Below are 18,353 nucleotides of genomic sequence, written 5' to 3'. Positions count from 1 at the left end.
AAAAAAAGACCCCGGCCTCTCGCATGAGAGGCCGGGGTTTTCTTTTGCCCGAATGGCCGATCCGGCGGCGTATGGCGCCGCCGGGGCCGATCAGAATTTGAAGCGGCCGGTGACGCCATAGGTGCGCGGCTGGCTGGGATAGCCCGACACGCTGCCCGCCTGCGCGACGGCGTCGAACACCGTCGTCAGATATTGCGCATTGGTCAGATTGCGGCCCCACACGCCCAGTTCGAAGCCGTTGGTCAGCGCGATCGTGAATGAGGCGTTGAGCTGGTTCACTTCACGCTTCAGACCCTGAGCAATCCGGATTCCTTCGGCATCGGTAGCAAACCCGGTCAGGCCGTCGACAATCTGCGTCGGGCTTTCATACTGATAGTCGACGTGCGCGATCGCCTTCGTCCCGCCCGCGAATTCATAGGTATAGGTGCCGCCCATCGAAACCGACAGGTCGGGGATGCCCGCGGGCTTCTTGCCCGACAGATCTCCGACCGCCGAGCCGATGAAGCTATCGTACTTCGGATCGAGCCAGGTCACCGCCAGCGACAGATTCAGCCCCTGCACCGGACGGACCGAACCGTCGAATTCGACGCCCCAGGTCGACTGCTTGCCCGCGTTGGCGAGCGCGAAGCCGGTGCCGGAGAAGACGTTCGACTGGAAGCCCTTGATCGACTGCTTGAATACCGCAAGGTTCAACGCCGCGACCGACCACTGCGCCTTCAACCCGGCTTCATAGACCGACGACTCTTCCGGCGCCGCGAAACGCGAGCCCGACACGAGGTTCGGAGTGCCGAGACCGCCTGCGATGATCGCGGGCAGGTCGCTGGCCAGCGGACGGCTGTCGCGCGACAGGTTGACCGAGCTTGCCTTGAAGCCCGTCGCATAGGTCGCATAGACGTTGACCGTGTCGGTCAGCTTATAGGCCAGACGCGCGCTGTAGCTGAAGTCGCCGTCGTTGGTCTTGCCAGGTTCGACGCTGTTCGGAACATTCAGGAAGGGCGGCAGGAACTGGAACGCCTTCAGCGGGTTCAGCGGGTTCGCCGCCGGGTTGTTCTGGTTCGCGGTCGCGAAGGCCTGGAACTGCTGGAAGGTCGCCGCAGTCGCGGGGTTGGTCGCAAATGCGAGGACCGCCGCCGGATCGTTCGGATTGACGCCCGCCTGTTGCAGCGCGCCGCCGAGGATCAGCTGGTTGCGGAACGGCGCATAGGCCGGCGCATCGAGGTTGATGCCCGAAAAGACGTCAGTGCTCGTCACGTCGGTCGTGAAGCGCTTCTTGTCCTTGGTGTAGTTGCCACCGAGGGTCAGCGTCAGGCGATCGGTCACGTCGAAATCCACCGTGCCGAAGATCGACCAAGCCGTGTTTTTCATGCCGTAATATTCGTCCATGCCGTCACCGGCGCGGAAGAAGGTGCCCACATATTTGGCCGGGTCGCCTTCGAGCGTGCCAAGCGTACCTTCAAGCACCGGAACGCTCAGCGCCCCGCCGCTTGCCGCCTGGATCAGCGCGTTGCCATAGGCGCGGAAATCGTCGCCGAAATAGATCTGGCTGTGCTGCTTGATCTTCTCGTTGAAATAATAGCCGCCGATCAGGAAGTTGATCGGACCGTCGAAATCCGAGGCCAGACGCAGTTCCTGCGTGAAGGTGTTGATCGCGGTATCGTCCGACTTCTGACCGATCAGGTCGGCGCTGGTGAAGTCCGAATCCTGGTTGGTGTTGGAGCGAACCTCGCGATAGGCGCTGATCGAGGTCAGCGACATGTTGCCGAGATCATAGTCGATCTGGCCCGAACCACCGTAATTCTTGATCAGGTTCGACGACAGGAAGTTGTTGTAGACGCGATACGAGAAGGGATTGTTCGCATCGACGCTGGGGCCGCCCGCGAGGGCATTGGTGATCGCGACCGTCGGGCCGGCGATGACGTTGCCGGCGATGCAGCAATTCTCGTCGATCTTGTCATAATCGCCGATCAGGCGGATCGTCAGCGCCTCGGTCGGTTCGAACAGCAGCTGGCCGCGCACGCCCCAGCGGTTGCGATCGTTGACGTCGGTGTCGAGGTTGACGTCACGGGCATAGCCGTCGCGGCGGTTGTAGTTGCCCCCGAGCGAGAAGGCGATCTTGTCGCTAATCGGGCCGGTGATGTCGCTCTTGATGACGAAGGCGTCGTAATTGCCGTAGCTCGCCTCGACCGAACCGCCGAATTCATACTGCGGCTTCTGCGTGACGATGCTGATTACGCCCGCCGACGCATTCTTGCCGAACAAAGTCGACTGCGGACCGCGCAGCACTTCAATGCGCTCGACATTCGGAAGGTCGCCGATCTGGGCGGCCGAACGCGAACGATAGACGCCATCGATGAAGACGCCGACCGAGGGCTCGATGCCCGGATTGTTCGCGCCGTTGCCGAAGCCGCGGATGATGAAGTTGGTGTTCGCGCTCGACTGGAGCTGCGACACGCGAAGGCTGGGGACCGCCGACTGCAGGTCGATAAGGTCGCGGATCTGCGCGTTCTGGATATCGGCGGCCGAGGTCACCGAAACGGCGATCGGCGTATCCTGAAGCGTCTGCGAGCGCTTGGTCGCGGTGACGATGATGTCATTGCCATAGTCGGTGTCGCTTGCGGGCGCCTCAGCGGTGTCCTGAGCGAAAGCGATGGCGGGGGTGGTCGCGGCGCACAGCATCGTGGCGCCCAACAAAATGTTGCGCAAAGTCATGATAGTCTCTCTCTCCATACCGCCAGAGGTGACCCATCGGGCCTAAGGAGGGGATGCACTGGCGGTGACTGGTCGCTGTAATACGGCGGCGGGCCGCGTCAACGCCATCGCGGTGACAATGGCGGATTTTCCCGAAATTCGTGACCAAAAAGCAACAGTTTACGCTACGGCGACCGTTTGGGCGCTCGCGAGACCGGACAAGCCGCCAGCAAAATCTTCCGGTTGCGCCATCGGCGCCGCGCTCCCGCCGAAAGTTGCACGCCATAACCCATAGCTATGGATCACCCGCCGATCGGCGATATTTTGCTCAATGGTCTGCGCCTAGGAACCTGTCGCAACCAAACAGGAGAGGATCATCATGTCGGGACCGCCGCTTTCCCCTGCCCGCTGCGCTGGGTCGCTCGTTTTCACATCCGGACAGCTCGCGCGCGGCGACGACGGCAAGATCGTCGCCGGAGGAATCGAAGCGCAGGCCGAGCAGGCGCTCGCCAATCTGATCGCCGTGCTCGCCGCCGAAGGCTGCACCGCCGCCGATGTCGTCAAGGTGACGGCTTGGCTGACCGACGCGCGGTTCGGCGCCGCGTTCAACGCGGCCTATCGCCGCCATTTCGGCGCGCCCTTCCCCGCGCGCTCCACGGTGGTCTCGGCACTGCTCGCCGACGGTGCCCTCATCGAGGTCGAGGCGATCGCGCAGCGCGCATGAGCGTAAAGGGCACTGGACCCCAGCTTTTGCGGGAGTACAGTCGCGGCATGCGCTTTCGCCAGATCGAAGTCTTTCACGCCGTCTATACGCACGGGTCGATCAGCGCCGCCGCGCGCGCGCTTGGCGTGTCGCAGCCTTCGGTATCGAAGACGCTGCGTCACGCCGAGGACGGCCTGGGCTTTGCGCTGTTCCAGCTCGCCCGCGGCCGCCTCGTCCCGACCGACGAGGCGCATGCGCTCATGCACGAGGCGGGCGATATTTTCGACCGCATCACCTCGCTCCAGCATACCGCGCGCAATCTGTCGCAAGCGGGCGGCGGGCATATCCGGCTCGGCATCGTGCCCAGCCTGGCGCTCGACGTCGTACCGCAGGCGATGGCCCAGTTCCGCCGCGAATGGCCGCGCGTGACCTTCGAGGTGCATACGCATCATCATGACGATCTGGTGCAATCGCTGATCGAGCGCGAAACCGATATCGCGATCGCCTATACGCCGCCGCGCCATCCGCGCCTGACGCGCTCGCTGCTGGCGGAAGGCGAGCTGGTCGTCTTCTTCCCCGACGGCGCCTTCGCCGATGCCGGCCCGCGCCTTGCACTCGACCAGCTGGCCGATCGCGACGTCATTGGCGTGGCGGCAACGGGGCCGATCGGCGACGTCCTCACCCGCGCGGCGCGCGATCGCGGCATTACCTATCGCGAATCGGTGTCGGTCCAGACCTTCTTCATCGCGGCGCGTCTGGCCCAGCTCGAGGGCGGCGTCACGGTGATCGACGAATTCACCGCGCGCGCCTGGCAGTCGCCCGGCTATCGCTGGCTGCCGACCGACCCGCCGCTGGGGTTCACCGTGTCCTACGTCACGCTGGAGGACCGGCCGCCGTCGAAGATCGCGCGCCAGTTCCTGCGCACGCTCGAAGATACGCTCGAGGGGATTCGCGCCGACCGCCCATAGCTTTGGGCTATGGATGTCACAAATGTTGCATATTTGCGCTGCGTGACCCTTCGATATTCTGCCCCGCGAGCAGGCGGCGGCATTTTCCCTTTCGCCCTGCCACAGGGGGATCGGGTTGATCGATGCGGGCCACGTTCGGACAGGACGAACCGCCGCAGACAAGGCGGCCGCAGGAGCTGATCGTGATCGGCGCCGGCGTCGTCGGCATGGCGACCGCGCTGACCCTTTCCGACCGCGGGCACCGCGTCACGCTCGTCGACGCGGCCGAGGGCCCGGGCCTTGGCACCTCCTTCGCCAATGGCGCGCAGTTGAGCTATGCCTATACCGACGCGTTCGCGAGCCCGTCGACCGTCGCGCAATTGCCGCGGCTGCTGATGGGACTCGATCCGGCCTTTCGCCTCACGCCCTCGCTCGATCCCGATTTCCTCCGCTGGGGCATCGCCTTTCTGCGCAACGCCTCGGCGGGGCGGTTCCGCCGCAACACGCTGGCCGGCATGATGCTAGCGATCGAATCGCGCGCGGCGCTCGATCAGCTGACGCAGCGGCACGGCATCGAATTCGCGCGCAGCGCCCCCGGCAAGCTCATCCTCTATCGCAGCGCCAAAAGCTTTGCGGCGGCCGAGCGTGTCGCCGCGATGAAGGCCGAACATGGCGCGAATCAAATCCTGATCGACGCCGGCCAAGTCGTGGCGATCGAACCCGCGCTCGGCGCGATCCGGCCGGAAATCGCCGGCGCCGTGTTCGACGGCGGCGAGGAAGTGGGCGACCCCTATCGCTTCTGCAACGGCGCTCGGGCGGCCTTGGCGGCGCACGGACAAAGCGCGAGTTGGTTCCGCACCGACATTGCCGCGATCGAGCCCGACGCGCGGCGCCCCGCGATCGTCGCGCGGGACGGTCGGCGGTTCGCCGCCGACCGGATCCTATTATGTTCGGGCACGGGATCGCTCGCGCTGGCGCGGAGTTTCGGCGTCCGCCTGCCGATCGTGCCGATGAAGGGCTATTCGATCACCGCCGCGCCGGGCGACGCGGCGCCGACGGTCAGCATCACCGACGCTGCGAACCGGGTCGTTTTCGCCCGGCTGGGCAATCGCATGCGGATTGCCGGCCTCGCCGACCTGGCGCAGCGCGACGCCGCGGTCGATCCGCGGCGGCTCGCCACATTGATCGCCAGCGCCCGCGCCGCGCTGCCAGAAGCGGCGACCTATGACGCGATCGAATCGAGCTGGGCGGGGCTGCGGCCGATGACCCCCGATTCGCTGCCGATCACGCGGCCGATCGCGCCGGGGGTGATCGCAAACACGGGACATGGGGCCTTGGGCTGGACCTATGCCGCCGGGTCGGCCGCGCGCGTCGCCGCGCTTATCGATCGAGAGGATTAATACAAAAATACAATAGCTTATCTGCCAAATCTCAGGGAAGGGCCAATAGCATGAACAGGGGTCAAAAATTCATCAGCCTGATGGGCGGCATTTCGCTGCTCGCCAGTGCAACCGCCGCCATGGCGCAGGACCGCGCCGAACCTGAACCGCAAATCGCCGAGGATATCGAACAGGATTCGGGCGAAGCGATCGTCGTCACCGGATCACAAATCAAGGGCGCCGACGTCGCCGGGGCGCTGCCGCTGACGTTGCTCAACGAACAGGATATCGACGCCATTGCCGCGACGAGCGGTGACGATCTGTTCCGCGCCATTCCGCAGGCGGGCGATGTCGCCTTCAACGAAAGCCGCGACGCCGGCGGCATCAACGACGCGCGCGGCGACGTCGCGTCGATCAACCTGCGCGCGCTGGGCACGGGCAACACGCTCGTCCTCCTCAACGGGCGCCGCATGGTGCTGCACCCCGGCACCCAGTCCGAAAATCTGGTTCCGGTGCAAAGCGTCAACACCAACACCATCCCGGTGACGGGGGTCCGCCGCGTCGAGGTTCTGCTCGACGGCGCCGCCGCCATCTATGGATCGGATGCGGTCGCCGGCGTTATCAACACCGTGCTCAAGGACAATTTCAAGGGGCTGCGCGTTACCGGCGAATATAGCCTGACCGACGACAGCGATCAGCGCGAATATGAACTGTCGTTCGAAGCGGGCCACACGTTCAATGACGGCCGCACCAACATTTCACTGTTCGGATCGTTCAACCACCGCGATCCGCTTTATGCGCGCGAACGTTACAACTCGCGCTCGTCGGATCTGCGCCCGCTGCTCGTCGGGACGGCGTTCGAAGGCGACACCGATTTCCGCAATACATCGGTCGATACGATCTGGGGCGAATTCCAGCGTCTGACGAACAGCTACGCCCCCTCGACCACAACGGCGCGCATCGACGGCGTCGCGCTGACGACCAGCGGTATCTTCCATGTCCAGCCCGACACCAACGACGGCTGTATCGCGCCGACCCAATATGCCGGCACCTGCTGGGACAACAGCTCGCTCTCGACCGTCTCGAGCGACGAAAATCTGCGGTACGACACCAACTATCTGCGCACGATCCTGGGACGCAACAATCGCTTCAACCTGTTCGGCTTCCTGAATCATGAATTTGATTCGGGGCTGGAATTCTATGCCGAGGCAGGCTGGTATCATTCGGATTATCGCGCCTACCGCGATACCGAAACCAACCTGTCGAGCCAGCGGCTCATCATCCCCGCCAACGGCTATTGGAACCCCTTCGGTCCGGTCGGCAGCCCGAACCGGATTCCGGGTCTGACCGGCGTGTCCGATGCCGGGGTGTCGATCGAACTGATCGACTATCGCCCCGTCGATGCTGGCCCGACGATCGTCAACGTCAAGAACGACACCACCCGCTTCCTCGGCGGGCTGCGCGGCAAGCTGCTCGGCTTCGATTTCGATACCGCGGCGCTTTACTCGCGCGCCCGGACCAAGGACAGCATGCACACGATTTCGATGACGCTGTTCGAAGAAGCGCTGAGCCGTACCGATGCGACCGCCTATAACCCGTTCAACGGCGGCGATCCGCTCAATCCCGGCACGCTCGATTCCTCGCCCAATCCGCAGGAGGTGATCGACAGCTTCATGGTCGATATCGGCCGCATCAGCACGACCGAGCTTTACCTCGCCGATTTCAAGCTCAGCAAGAACGACCTGTTCGAACTGCCGGGCGGCCGGGTCGGGATGGCGACCGGCGTCGAATTCCGTCACGAAACCTTTGCGGACGATCGCGACGACCGGCTCGACGGCACGATCTTCTACGTCGCGCCCGACGACTCGTCGAACGGCAGCGACGCGATGGGCGCGAGCCCGACCCCCGACAGCAGCGGGTCGCGCGATGTGCTGTCGGCCTTCCTCGAACTTGCGGTGCCGCTGGTCTCGCCCGAGATGAATGTGCCGCTGGTCCATGCACTCGACCTGCAACTTGCGGGCCGCGCCGAATCCTATCAGGGCTTCGGATCGGTCGCGAAGCCGAAGATCGCCTTGTCCTGGTATCCGGTGCGCAACTTCCAGCTGCGCGGCAGCTGGTCCGAAAGCTTCCGCGCGCCGAACCTGCCGCAATTGTTCGAAAATGGTATCCAGCGGTCAAACACGCGCACCGACTGGATCCGCTGCGAGGCAGACCTGCGCGCGGCGCGCATCGCCAATTTCGACGAGTGCGGTCAGGCACAGGGCATCGTCAGCAACCGGTCGGGCAGCAAGGAGCTGAAACCCGAAACGGCTCAAAACCTGTCGGTCGGCGGAACTTTCCAGATGAATTTCGGCGCCGCGGGTCGTTTGACGCTGACCACCGACTATTGGGAAATCCGGCAAAAGCAGGTGATCGGCCTGTTCGGCGACTCCAATGCACTCATCCTCGACTATTTGCTCCGTCTGCAGGGTTCGTCGAACCCCAATGTTGAGCGGGCCGATCCGACCCCCGCCGATATCGACGACTTCGACGGCACGGGTATCGCGCCCGTCGGCGACGTGATCCAGGTGATCGACAATTATACCAACCTCAGCCCGCGCCGCGTCCGCGGTATCGACTTCGGCCTCTATTATCAGGTGCGCAACACGGGCATCGGCGACATCAGCCTGCGCGTCAACGCGGCGCGCCTGCTCGAATTCTATCAGGTGCCGGGCGACATGCAGCAGATGCTGCTCGATGCCCAGACGTCGGGCGACATCGATCCGACGATCATCATCTCGGGCGCCGAAAGCCTGGTGGAACAGAACGGCCGTCCGAAGTGGCGCGGATCGGCCAGCCTGACCTGGCGCTACAAGGGCTGGGGCGCGGGCTGGTACGGCAGCTATGTCGGCCCGGTGAACGACACCTCGGCGGCGCTGGCCGACGGGACGCTGTTCCGCGTCAAGGATTACATGTCGCACAGCGTTTATGTGCAATATGAGGCCGAGAAGGGCCCGCTCAAGGATACGCGCTTCCGCATCGGGGTGCGCAACCTGTTCAACGAGCTCGCGCCGCTCGCCGATCAGAGCTTCGGCTATATCGGCGATTTGTACAGCAACCGCGGCCGTCAGTTCTACGCTTCGATCAGCAAGCGTTTCTGACCGCCGCCGGGTCGCCGGGACAGGCGGCGTGGGGGCTCCCCCTCCCGCGCCGTCTTCCCGACCGGCCGTCAGAGAATAAGAAAAGGGTCCGCCGATGATCTTCCGCCGCCTGATCGCCGCTTCGCTCGCGCTGACGCTGACGCTTCCGGCGCCGCTCGTCGCGCAGAGCCGCCACCTCCTCGAATATCCGTCGATCCATTCGCCGACGGTGGGGACGCGCGGCATGGTCGTCAGCCAGAACGCCATCGCCAGCGAGGTCGGCGCGAAGATCCTGCGCGAAGGCGGCAATGCCGTCGATGCCGCGATCGCGGTCGGCTTCGCCCTGTCGGTTACGCTGCCGCGCGCGGGCAATATCGGCGGCGACGGCTATATGAGCGTCTACGACGCCGCCTCGGGCGAGGTGCGCGTGATCGATTTCCGCTCGGTCGCCCCACGCGCCGCGACCCCCGCCATGTTCGTCGACAATCGCGGCAAGGAGCGCGCGGTCGCGAGCTACGGCTATCTGGCGCCCGCGGTGCCGGGAACGGTCGCGGGTTTCGACTATGCCCATCGCAAATGGGGCAAGCTGTCGTGGGACAAGATTGTCGCTCCCGCCATCGCGCTGGCCGCCGACGGCGTGCGGCTGAGCGCCGACGAGGCTTTCGTTTTCAGCTGGGGCAAGGAGCGGCTGTCGAAGAGCGCGGCGGGCAAGGCCGCCTTCTACAAGCCCGACGGCAGTCTGTATCAAAAGGACGAGGTTATGAAGCGCCCCGACCTCGCCTGGACGCTGGGCGAGATCGCGCAGCATGGCGCCGACGGCTTTTACAAGGGCGAAGTCGCGCGCCGGATCGCCGCCGACATGAAGGCGCATGGCGGGCTTATCACGCTCGACGACCTCGCCGCCTATCGCCCGCAGGAGCGCGCCCCGCTGGTCGGCAGCTACCGCGGTTACACCATCTACACCGCGCCGCCGTCGAGCGCGGGCGGGGCAACGCTGCTCAATATCCTCAACCAGCTCGAACATTTCGACATCAAGGCGATGGGCGCCAATTCGGCGGCGTCGCTGCATGTGATGGCCGAGGCGATGAAGCTCGGCTATGTTGACCGCTACCGCGCGCTGGGCGATCCCGCCTTCGTCACCGCGCCGGTCGGCGGTTTCATTTCGAAAGCCTATGCCGCCGAGCGCGCGAAACTGATCGACCCTGCGCGCGCCAAGCCGATCGACGCCATGCCTTTCGGCGATCCGCTCCGCTACGAAAGCCCCTCGACGACGCATTTCTCGGTCGCCGACAAGGACGGCAATGTCGTCTCGACGACCTTCACGCTCGGTTCGGACTTCGGATCGGGGGTGATGATCGCGGGAACGGGCATCCTCCTCAACAACGAGATGAACAATTTCAGCCACGAACAGGCATGGGAGGCCCAGCGAACCGGGACACCGCCACCGCTCAACGCGATGGAGCCGGGCAAGCGGATGCTGTCGACGCAGATGCCGACGATCGTGATGAAGGACGGCAAGCCGTGGATCGTCACCGGAACCCCCGGCGGCAGCACGATCATCACCTCGGTCGTGCAGGTTCTCGTCAACGTCATCGATCATGGCATGAACATCGCCGAAGCGACGCACCAACCGCGCATCTATCAGGGTGCGAGCGACACGCTGCGCGTCGAACCCAATTTCAACCCGGACACCGTCGCCGCGCTGAAGGCGATGGGCCATCCGATCACCAGCGATGAAACGATGGGCAGCGAACAATCGATCATGATCGACAAGGGCCTATTCCTCGGCGCCGCCGATCCGCGGCGCCCCGGCGCGCTGGCGGTGGAACCATGATGCGCCGCCGCCTGATCCTGCTCACCGCCGGCCTGCTCGCGGCCTGCGCGCCGGTCGCGCCGCCGCAAACGGTCGCTCCACCGCCCGCTCCCTCTTCCGCCGACGAACAGGCGTTCGTCGCGGCCGCGCATCCACTCGCGGTCGAAGCGGGGCTCGACGTGCTGCGTCGCGGCGGCAACGCCGTCGACGCAGCCGTCGCAGTCCAGGCGATGCTCGGGCTTGTCGAACCGCAAAGCTCGGGGCTCGGCGGCGGGGCCTTCATGGTCTATTATGACGCCGCCACGCGCGGCGTCACCGTTTATGACGGACGCGAAACCGCGCCCGCCGGTGCGACCCCGGACATGTTCCTCGATGCGGACGGCAAATCGCTGCCCTTCCGGACCGCGGTGCTCAGCGGCCGCGCGACGGGGGTGCCGGGCGCGGTGGCGATGCTGGCAATGGCGCAGCACGACCGCGGAAAACTGGCTTGGCGCGACCTCTTCGGCAGTGCCGAGCGGACGGCACGCGAAGGCTTCACCGTCACCGCTCGCCTCGAACGCTTCGTTCATGGCCCCTATCCGCAGGCGAGCGCGCCCGATGTGGTGCGGTATTTCAGCGACGGACATGGCGGCAAGGTTCGCGCCGGCGACACGCTGCGCAATCCCGCCTATGCCGCCTTCGTCCAGCGCCTTGCCGCCGAGGGCGCCGACGCCCTCTATCGCGGCGCCACTGCCGCGCGCATTGTCGCGCGTCTGCACGAAGGCGCCTTGCCGGGCAGCATGACCGCAGCCGATCTTGCCGGCTATCGCCCCGTGGTCCGGCAGGCGCTGTGCAATGGCTATCGCGTCTATCTGCTCTGCGCGCCGCCGCCGCCGTCGAGCGGGGTGGGCTTGCTGCAGCTTATGGCGATGATCGAACATAGCGATATCGCGGCGCGCGGCCCCGACGATCCGGTCGCCTGGGTCGAATATGCCGAAGCGAGCCGGCTGATGTATGCCGACCGCGACGCCTATGTCGGCGATGTGCCGAACGTCCCGGTCAAGGGGCTGCTCGATCCCGCCTATGTCGCTGCCCGCGCCGCGCTCATCAAGGACCGGGCCGGGCCGCCGCCGTCTGCCGGAACCCCGCCCGGTGCGGTCGTCGCGGCGGCGGACGCCACCGATGAAGTTCCGGGCACCTCACACTTCGTGATCATCGACGGCGACGGCAATGCGGTGTCGATGACTACCACGGTCGAAAGCTATTTCGGGTCGGGGCGCATGGTCGACGGCTTTTTCCTGAACAACCAGATGACCGACTTTTCGTTCGTCCCCACCGGTCCCAACGCCATCGCGCCGGGCAAGCGGCCGCGGTCTTCGATGACCCCGCTCGTGATATTGCACCGTGACCGTAGCCTTGCCGGCGTGATCGGGTCGCCGGGCGGCAACGCGATCCTCGCCTATGTATCGAAGGCGCTGGTCGGCGTAATCGATTGGGGACTACCGCTGCAAAAGGCGGTCGCGCTCCCCAATCTGGTCGCGCGCGGCGCAACCTTCGCGGGTGAGGAAAGCCGCTTTCCGCCCGCAATGCGCGCCGAAATGGCGCGGCGCGGCGTCGAAGTCCGTGCCGGATCGGGTGAGGATTCGGGACTCCACGGCGTCATGATCCGGGATGGCCGCTTCGATGGCGCCGCCGACCCGCGCCGCGACGGCGTCGCGCGAACGATCACGCTCGAAAGGAAATGACGATGATGCGTTTCATCCCGCTCGCGGCGCTTGCCGCCAGCATGACCCTCGCCGTTCCCGCGGCTGCGCAGCGCGTGTCGGTCGAGGCGGTCGAATTCCCCAGCCGCGACGGCAAGACGATGATCAAGGGTTATGTCTTCAAGGCGGACAATGCCCCCGCGCAATCGCCCGCCGTCGTGATGATGCACGGACGCGCCGGCGCCTATTCGTCGCTTGCCAAGGGGAAATATGATGCGGCGACCCTCGCATCGCGGCATCGGGCATGGGGGCGCCTGCTCGCGCGTAGCGGCTATGTGGCGCTGATGGTCGATGACTTCGGCCCGCTCGGTTATCCGACGGGCTTCCGGGCCGGTACCTACAAGGATCGCCCCGCCGAAGTGAACGAGGTAACCTACCGCCCCCTCCACGCCTATGGCGCCCTGCGCTATCTTCAGCAGCGCGCCGATGTGGCGGGTACGCGCGTCGCGCTCCTCGGCTGGTCGAACGGCGCGAGCGCGACGCTCGCCGCCATGGCCGACGACAAGCCGGGCGACATGCGCAGGATCGGCTTTCGCGTCGGCATCGCGCTTTACCCCGGCTGCGGGCTCAAGCGCCGTTTCGACAAGCAGGGCTATCGCCCCTACGCGCCGGTGCGCGTCTTCATCGGCACCGCCGACGAGGAGGTGTCGCCCGCTTCCTGCGAAAAGCTGGTCGCGCGCAGCCGCGACAAGGGCGGCGACATCACGCTGACCAGTTTCAAGGGCGCGATGCACGGCTATGACACCCCCACCGAATCGCGTCAGTCGGTTGCCGCCAATGCCGCAGCCAAGTCGGCGACGGAAAGTGACGTCCTCGCCTTTCTGGCGAAAAATTTGAAGGATGAGTGATATGGCTCAGCTTACGCCCTTTCATTTTGCCTTTCCCGTCGATGATCTCGACGCGGCGCGGCATTTCTATGGCACCGTCCTCGGTTGCCCCGAGGGGCGCAGCGACAGCGACTGGATCGACTTCAACCTCTATGGACACCAGATCGTCGCGCACCGGGTCGCGCAGCGCGATGCGGTGGCGGGCCATAATCCGGTCGACGGCCATGATGTGCCGGTCCCGCATTTCGGCGTCGTCCTGCCGCCCGACGAATGGCGCGCGCTCGCGGCGCGGCTCCAGGATCAGGGCGTCCGCTTCGTCATCGAACCGCACACGCGCTTTCCCGGCCAGCCGGGCGAACAGTCGACGATGTTCTTCCATGATCCGGCGGGCAATGCCCTCGAGTTCAAGGCCTTTGCCGATCTCGACCAACTCTTCGCCAAATAAGGATTAGTGATGGCGCGACCGATGCGTTTCTGGGGACATTTGGGCGCCGCCGCCACGCTCGCCGCGGGCGTGCCGCTCACCGCACCTCTCGCCGCAGCCGCCGAAGCGCCCGCGTCGATCCGCGGCATCGACGGAACGGTCGCGGTCGTCGGAGGCACGGTCGATGTCCAGGCGATAGAAGCGCGCATCAATGGCCAGCCGGTGCCGATTGCGCGCGATGGCAGCCTTACGGCATCGCTGCCCGACGCCGCCGATTACCGGATCAGCCTGCGCGGTCCGGCGATCTTCGACGCCGATTTCGCCTTCGCCGCCGCCGAACTGGGCACGAAGGACGGCAAGCGCGTGCTGCCGCAGCTCGAAGTCGTGGCGCGCGCGCCGGGCCGCGTCGAATTCTTCTTCGGCGGCGATGTCATGATGGCGCGCCGCTATGAAAAGCCGATCTGGGGCGAACGAACATTGATCCATCCGGCGACCCGCGCCGCCGACATGGCGCGGCTGCTCGCACCGATGCGTCGTTATTTCGCGGGTGCCGACCTCGCCTCGGTCAATCTTGAAACGGTGCTCGCGGCCGAGGATCTGGGCGACGCACCCGATAAGACGGTGGTCTTCTATACCCACCGTGACGCAGCGCAGGTGCTCGCCGATGCCGGGATCGATTATGTCACGCTCGGCAACAATCATGTCTATGACTATGTCGAACCGGGCCTTGCCTCGACACTGGCGGCGCTCGACAAGGCGAAACTCCCCTGGTCGGGTGCCGGCCGGAACGAAGCGGAAGCACTGAAGGCTGCCCGCATCGAGGTTGGCGGACAACCCTATGCGATGCTCGGTTTCGTCGGCTGGAAGGGACGCGTCGAACCCAATCAGGTCGCCGAAAGCGCCAAGGGCGGGGCCGCCTTCGGCAGCGACGAGAATATCGAGACCGCCGTCACCCGCGAAGTCGCAGCCGGGCGCATGCCCATCGTCCAGTACCACGGCAGCAGCGAATATAGCGACCGCCCCACCGATATCAGCGAGCGGCGGATGAAGCTGGCGATCGACAAGGGCGCGGTGCTGGTCGTGTCGCATCACCCGCATGTGTCGCACGGGCTCGAACTCTATAAGGGGCGGCTGATCGCCTATTCGCTCGGCAATTTCGTCTTCGACCAATATTTCCCCGAAACGCAGGCGACCTATGCGCTGAAAGTCTGGATGGACGGCGGCACCTTGTTTCGCGCCGAAATTCTGCCGATCCAGCTCCTCGACTATCGTCCCGTTCCGGCGACGGGCGCGATCCGCCAGGCGGCGCTTCACCGCATTATCGACCTGTCGGCGGAGCGCGGTACGCGGATCGCCCTGTCCGGCGGACATGGCGTAATCAACCCGCAGCGGCAGCCCGCGCCGCCGCGCGAATGCGCCGCGACGTCGATTTCCGGGGTCATCGCCTACCGCTATGCGCTCGACCCGGCCGCCCCATGCGCCGCCGCCACCGGCGCGATGACCGGCCGCGACCTGATCCTGCGCGGCGATTTCGAGGCAGCGCGGTACGACGACGCCACCGACCGGAGCTGGACAAGCGAGAATGGCAGCATCGATTTCGTCGCCGGCGGCTTTGGCGGCGGGCATGCGCTCGCGCTGCGTCCCGACGCGGCGGCGTCATCGGCCACGGTTGCGCCGACGACATTCTTCCGCAACGGGAATGCGCGCCGCTACACGCTGGTCGGCCGCGCGCGCAGCGCTAGCGCCGCGACGCTCGCGGCGTTCGTCCAGTTGCAACCGAAGGGCAGCGGCATGACCAAGGCGATCGAAAGCGCACCGCGGCAGCCGATCGGCACGGCCGCGCTGACCGGCGGCGCTTGGACCGATTTCCGCTTCGACGTCGACCTTGCGCCGGGCGACGAGGAACTGCCCCTGCGTCCGCTGCTGCAAATCGACGGAAAGCCGGTGCGGATCGACGATATCGCCTTCGTCGCATGGGACGAACCGGCGAACGGCGAACCACCGGCGCCCGGCCGCTCCTACAGCCGCTAGATCAGCGCTTCGAGGAGGCCGATAAGCGGCTTGTCGGCGGGCGGCATATCGAGCGCGTAAAGCTCGACCGGCCGCACCCAGCGCAGCGCGGTCGCATGCTGCGCCACCGGGGTACCGCGCCATTTGCGGCAGACATAGAGCAGAAGCAGGAGATGCCGATCGCCGAGCATGTCGCTCGCAAAGCAAGCGGGCGCGAGGCAGCTATGATCGACGTCGATCGCCAGTTCCTCCGCAAGTTCGCGTACAAGCGCCTGCTCGGGGGTTTCGCCGACCTCGCGCTTGCCGCCTGGAAACTCCCACAGCCCCGCCATCGACGTGCCTTCGGGGCGCTGCTGAACCAGCAAGCGTCCGTCGCGATCCACCAGCGCCGCGGCGACCACCACAAGGCTGTCGGACGCGGTATTTCCGCCCTGCGATGCGGCCAAATTGTTAACCTTCCTGTGACACTTTCCCGATCCTCGGGAACTATAACTTCAGTCAGGGGCGGAACAATGAACAAGTTTCATGGGCTGCTGCGGTCGACCAGGGCCGCCACAGCCGTAGAATATGGCCTTATCCTTGCGCTGATCTTTCTGGCCGCGATCGTCACCATCACCGCCGTCGGCAAATCGACCAACGCGATGTGGACCAACGTGTCGGAAAAATCCGTCGCAGCGATGGATGGAGCCTGATGTGCTGAAACGGGACTCCCGAAACAGCATTTCGGCGCGTCGGCATTAAGAAATTCAAAACCAATTGATCCTAATCTTGCTCCGTTGACCACGACCAGACCGTCAACAGGGTAAGTGACTTGTCAGGAGACCAGACATGAAATTCTTCAAGAAGCTCGTTCGCAACAATCAGGCTGCGACCGCCATCGAATACGGCCTGATCGCCGCTCTCATCGCCGTCGCGGGCATCACCGTGATGGGCAACGTCGGCACGAGCGTCAAGGGCACGTTCGAAAAGGTCGACAGCGGTCTGAAGAACGCCGGCACCTAATCGAGCCGACATCCACCGCTTCGGCGATGGAGATCAAACAGGAAAGGGCGGTGGCCAAGCCACCGCCCTTTTTTGCGTCGGATCGTCAGCGATTGGCGTAGACGACCAGCTTTACCTTTTGCCCCGGAGCGAGCCGGCTCGTGGCCGGCAGGCGGTTGAGCACCTGGAACCGCTCCGATTGATAATTGCTGTAGGCCATGCGCTTCGCCAGCGCCGCGACGCTGTCGCCGCTTTTCACCGTCACCACATCGACGCGTCGCGGCCGGATCGCAGCAGCCTCGCTTGCGCTCAACCGCCGGACGCTTCCGAACATCGGGTTGAAGACGCCCGACCCGCCGGCCTTGGCCAAGGTCACGAAGTGAAAGGCGCTGTTGGGTGCAAATTCATAGGCAAAGACGGTCACATCGACCTGTCCCGACTGGCTATTGGCGCGCGCCGACGAAAAATAGGCGGGGATGCCGTTCACCGTCGTGCGCTGAACATTGCCGGGCGTGATCTTGGCGTCGCCCGCAACCGCCTTGAACACATTGGCAATATAGGCGGTCATGTCACCGCTATACGCCGCGGTCGAAAATTGCGCCTGCCCACCGTTGCCGCTGATCGACACCGCGCTGGTGCCGTTCTGCATTGCAAAGCCGTTCGGGACCGTGAAGCGCAGACGCAGGTCGGGATGCAGAAAGTCCCTGCCCTCGACCACGCCCTGCGCCGGGTCATCGCCATAGAGCACGCCATCAACCGACGCGAGGAAAGCGTCGGCGTTGCGCACGCCGCCGGTGCCGACCCGCGAGGCGAGCGTTTGCGCATTGCGCACGCGCGACGCCGGATCGGGATGGGTGCTCGCCCATTCGGGCAACGACCGCGCGTCGCCCCCCGACAGTCGCGCCTCGAGGTTGGTCTGGTTCGCAAGGCTCGCCAACATCGTCGACAGCGCCATCGGATCATAGCCCGCGCGCCTCAGATATTGGACGCCGAGTTGATCGGCCTCGAGTTCCTGTGAGCGCGAAAAGCCCAGCGTCGCAAGCTGCGCCACCTGCATCGCATTATTCTGCAACAGGCCGCCGAGCCCGCCGAGCAGCCCGCCATTGTCGCCGATCGCGCCGCCGAGCACCGACGCGAGGACGCCGAGGATGGTGTTGCGCGTCGCCGCCGACTGGCGCTTCTTGCTATGCTGCGCAGCGACATGGCCGACTTCGTGGCCGAGCACGCCGGCGAGTTCGGCCTCGTCGTTCATCAGCGCCATCAACTGGCGCGTGACGTAAACATAGCCACCGGGGATCGCGAAGGCGTTGTTCACCGGCGAATTGAGCAGCGTCACGGTGAAGTCGCTCGGGCTGCGCGACAGGCCCGACTGCACGGCGATATTCTGACCGATGCGGTTCACATAGGCGGCCTGCGGCCCGGCATAGGCACCGCCGAATTCGGCGAGCAGCTGCGGATGCGCCTCATCGCCCTGCTTGCGCTCGGCGGGCGAAATGCTGGTCGCAGTGCGGATTGCCTTGAGCTGTGCTTCGGCCACCCCGCCACCGACCAGCGCCGTTGCCGCCAGCAGCATCGCCAGCCGCGCCGTGATCCGTTTCGTCATCGATTTGCCTCCCTTTGGTCCGTTCTCGCCGGCTTATCCCGTCGCGGGATCAAGGCAAGCGGTCATGGGACGCCCGCCGGTCGGGAGTCGAACGCGAAGCAGGCGCGGGCGGTTCCG

The 18,353-nt window shown here is 65.3% G+C and carries 14 protein-coding genes; 11 read left to right on the top strand and 3 right to left on the bottom strand.

Features of this window, described 5'->3' with window-relative positions; genetic code table 11:
• Nucleotides 1–90 precede the first annotated feature (90 nt).
• Nucleotides 91–2,709 carry a TonB-dependent receptor gene (locus L0963_RS16585; protein ID WP_234180595.1) on the bottom strand — a complete coding sequence of 873 codons (2,619 nt, stop codon included), beginning with the start codon at nt 2,707–2,709 and terminating at the stop codon, nt 91–93.
• 358 nt (nt 2,710–3,067) lie between these two features.
• Here L0963_RS16585 and L0963_RS16580 point away from each other — a divergent pair, with 358 nt between their 5' ends.
• The 9 genes from L0963_RS16580 to L0963_RS16540 all read left to right on the top strand — a co-directional run bounded on the left by L0963_RS16580 (nt 3,068) and on the right by L0963_RS16540 (nt 15,673).
• A complete protein-coding gene (locus tag L0963_RS16580; protein ID WP_003052835.1) occupies nt 3,068–3,412 on the top strand; it encodes a RidA family protein in 345 nt (114 codons plus the stop codon).
• A gap of 47 nt (nt 3,413–3,459) precedes the next feature.
• A complete protein-coding gene (locus L0963_RS16575) occupies nt 3,460–4,359 on the top strand; it encodes a LysR family transcriptional regulator (RefSeq protein WP_058813230.1) in 900 nt (299 codons plus the stop codon).
• 122 nt (nt 4,360–4,481) lie between these two features.
• Nucleotides 4,482–5,738, top strand: a complete 1,257-nt coding sequence (locus L0963_RS16570; RefSeq protein ID WP_234180593.1) for an FAD-dependent oxidoreductase — start codon at nt 4,482–4,484, stop codon at nt 5,736–5,738.
• Between the two features lie 50 nt (nt 5,739–5,788).
• Complete coding sequence (locus L0963_RS16565; RefSeq protein WP_234180591.1) at nt 5,789–8,857, top strand: TonB-dependent receptor domain-containing protein; 3,069 nt, start codon at nt 5,789–5,791, stop codon at nt 8,855–8,857.
• A 94-nt stretch (nt 8,858–8,951) separates the two neighbouring features.
• Nucleotides 8,952–10,670 (top strand): gamma-glutamyltransferase, encoded by a 1,719-nt coding sequence (gene ggt, locus L0963_RS16560; protein ID WP_234180589.1) that lies wholly within the window; start codon nt 8,952–8,954, stop codon nt 10,668–10,670.
• A complete protein-coding gene (locus L0963_RS16555) occupies nt 10,667–12,373 on the top strand; it encodes a gamma-glutamyltransferase family protein (RefSeq protein ID WP_234180587.1) in 1,707 nt (568 codons plus the stop codon). Before ggt ends, L0963_RS16555 begins: the two co-directional genes overlap by 4 nt.
• Nucleotides 12,374–12,375: 2 nt before the next feature.
• Nucleotides 12,376–13,239, top strand: a complete 864-nt coding sequence (locus L0963_RS16550; RefSeq protein ID WP_234180584.1) for a dienelactone hydrolase family protein — start codon at nt 12,376–12,378, stop codon at nt 13,237–13,239.
• A gap of 1 nt (nt 13,240) precedes the next feature.
• A complete protein-coding gene (locus L0963_RS16545) occupies nt 13,241–13,663 on the top strand; it encodes a VOC family protein (protein WP_062901909.1) in 423 nt (140 codons plus the stop codon).
• Nucleotides 13,664–13,672: 9 nt separating this feature from the next.
• Nucleotides 13,673–15,673, top strand: coding sequence for a CapA family protein (locus tag L0963_RS16540; protein ID WP_234180583.1), 2,001 nt, complete (start codon nt 13,673–13,675; stop codon nt 15,671–15,673).
• On the opposite strand, the gene L0963_RS16535 is transcribed toward L0963_RS16540, so the two are convergent.
• Complete coding sequence (locus L0963_RS16535; protein WP_062901907.1) at nt 15,670–16,098, bottom strand: (deoxy)nucleoside triphosphate pyrophosphohydrolase; 429 nt, start codon at nt 16,096–16,098, stop codon at nt 15,670–15,672. The genes L0963_RS16540 and L0963_RS16535 overlap by 4 nt on opposite strands.
• A 66-nt stretch (nt 16,099–16,164) precedes the next feature.
• Here L0963_RS16535 and L0963_RS16530 point away from each other — a divergent pair, with 66 nt between their 5' ends.
• Together L0963_RS16530 and L0963_RS16525 are read left to right on the top strand one after the other, a co-directional pair.
• On the top strand, nt 16,165–16,344 hold the full coding sequence (locus tag L0963_RS16530) for a Flp family type IVb pilin (protein WP_062901906.1): 180 nt from the start codon (nt 16,165–16,167) through the stop codon (nt 16,342–16,344).
• Between the two features lie 136 nt (nt 16,345–16,480).
• Nucleotides 16,481–16,654, top strand: a complete 174-nt coding sequence (locus L0963_RS16525; protein ID WP_062901905.1) for a Flp family type IVb pilin — start codon at nt 16,481–16,483, stop codon at nt 16,652–16,654.
• Nucleotides 16,655–16,739: 85 nt separating this feature from the next.
• Here the strand turns inward: L0963_RS16525 and L0963_RS16520 are convergent, their stop codons facing one another.
• Nucleotides 16,740–18,236, bottom strand: a complete 1,497-nt coding sequence (locus L0963_RS16520) for a M48 family metalloprotease (protein ID WP_412072807.1) — start codon at nt 18,234–18,236, stop codon at nt 16,740–16,742.
• Between the last annotated feature and the right edge of the window lie 117 nt (nt 18,237–18,353).

This window comes from Sphingopyxis sp. NFH-91, assembly GCF_021401285.1.
Lineage (GTDB): Bacteria > Pseudomonadota > Alphaproteobacteria > Sphingomonadales > Sphingomonadaceae > Sphingopyxis > Sphingopyxis terrae_A.
Note: the sequence above shows the minus strand (reverse complement) of the source record. Positions and strands in the feature narration are given on the sequence as shown.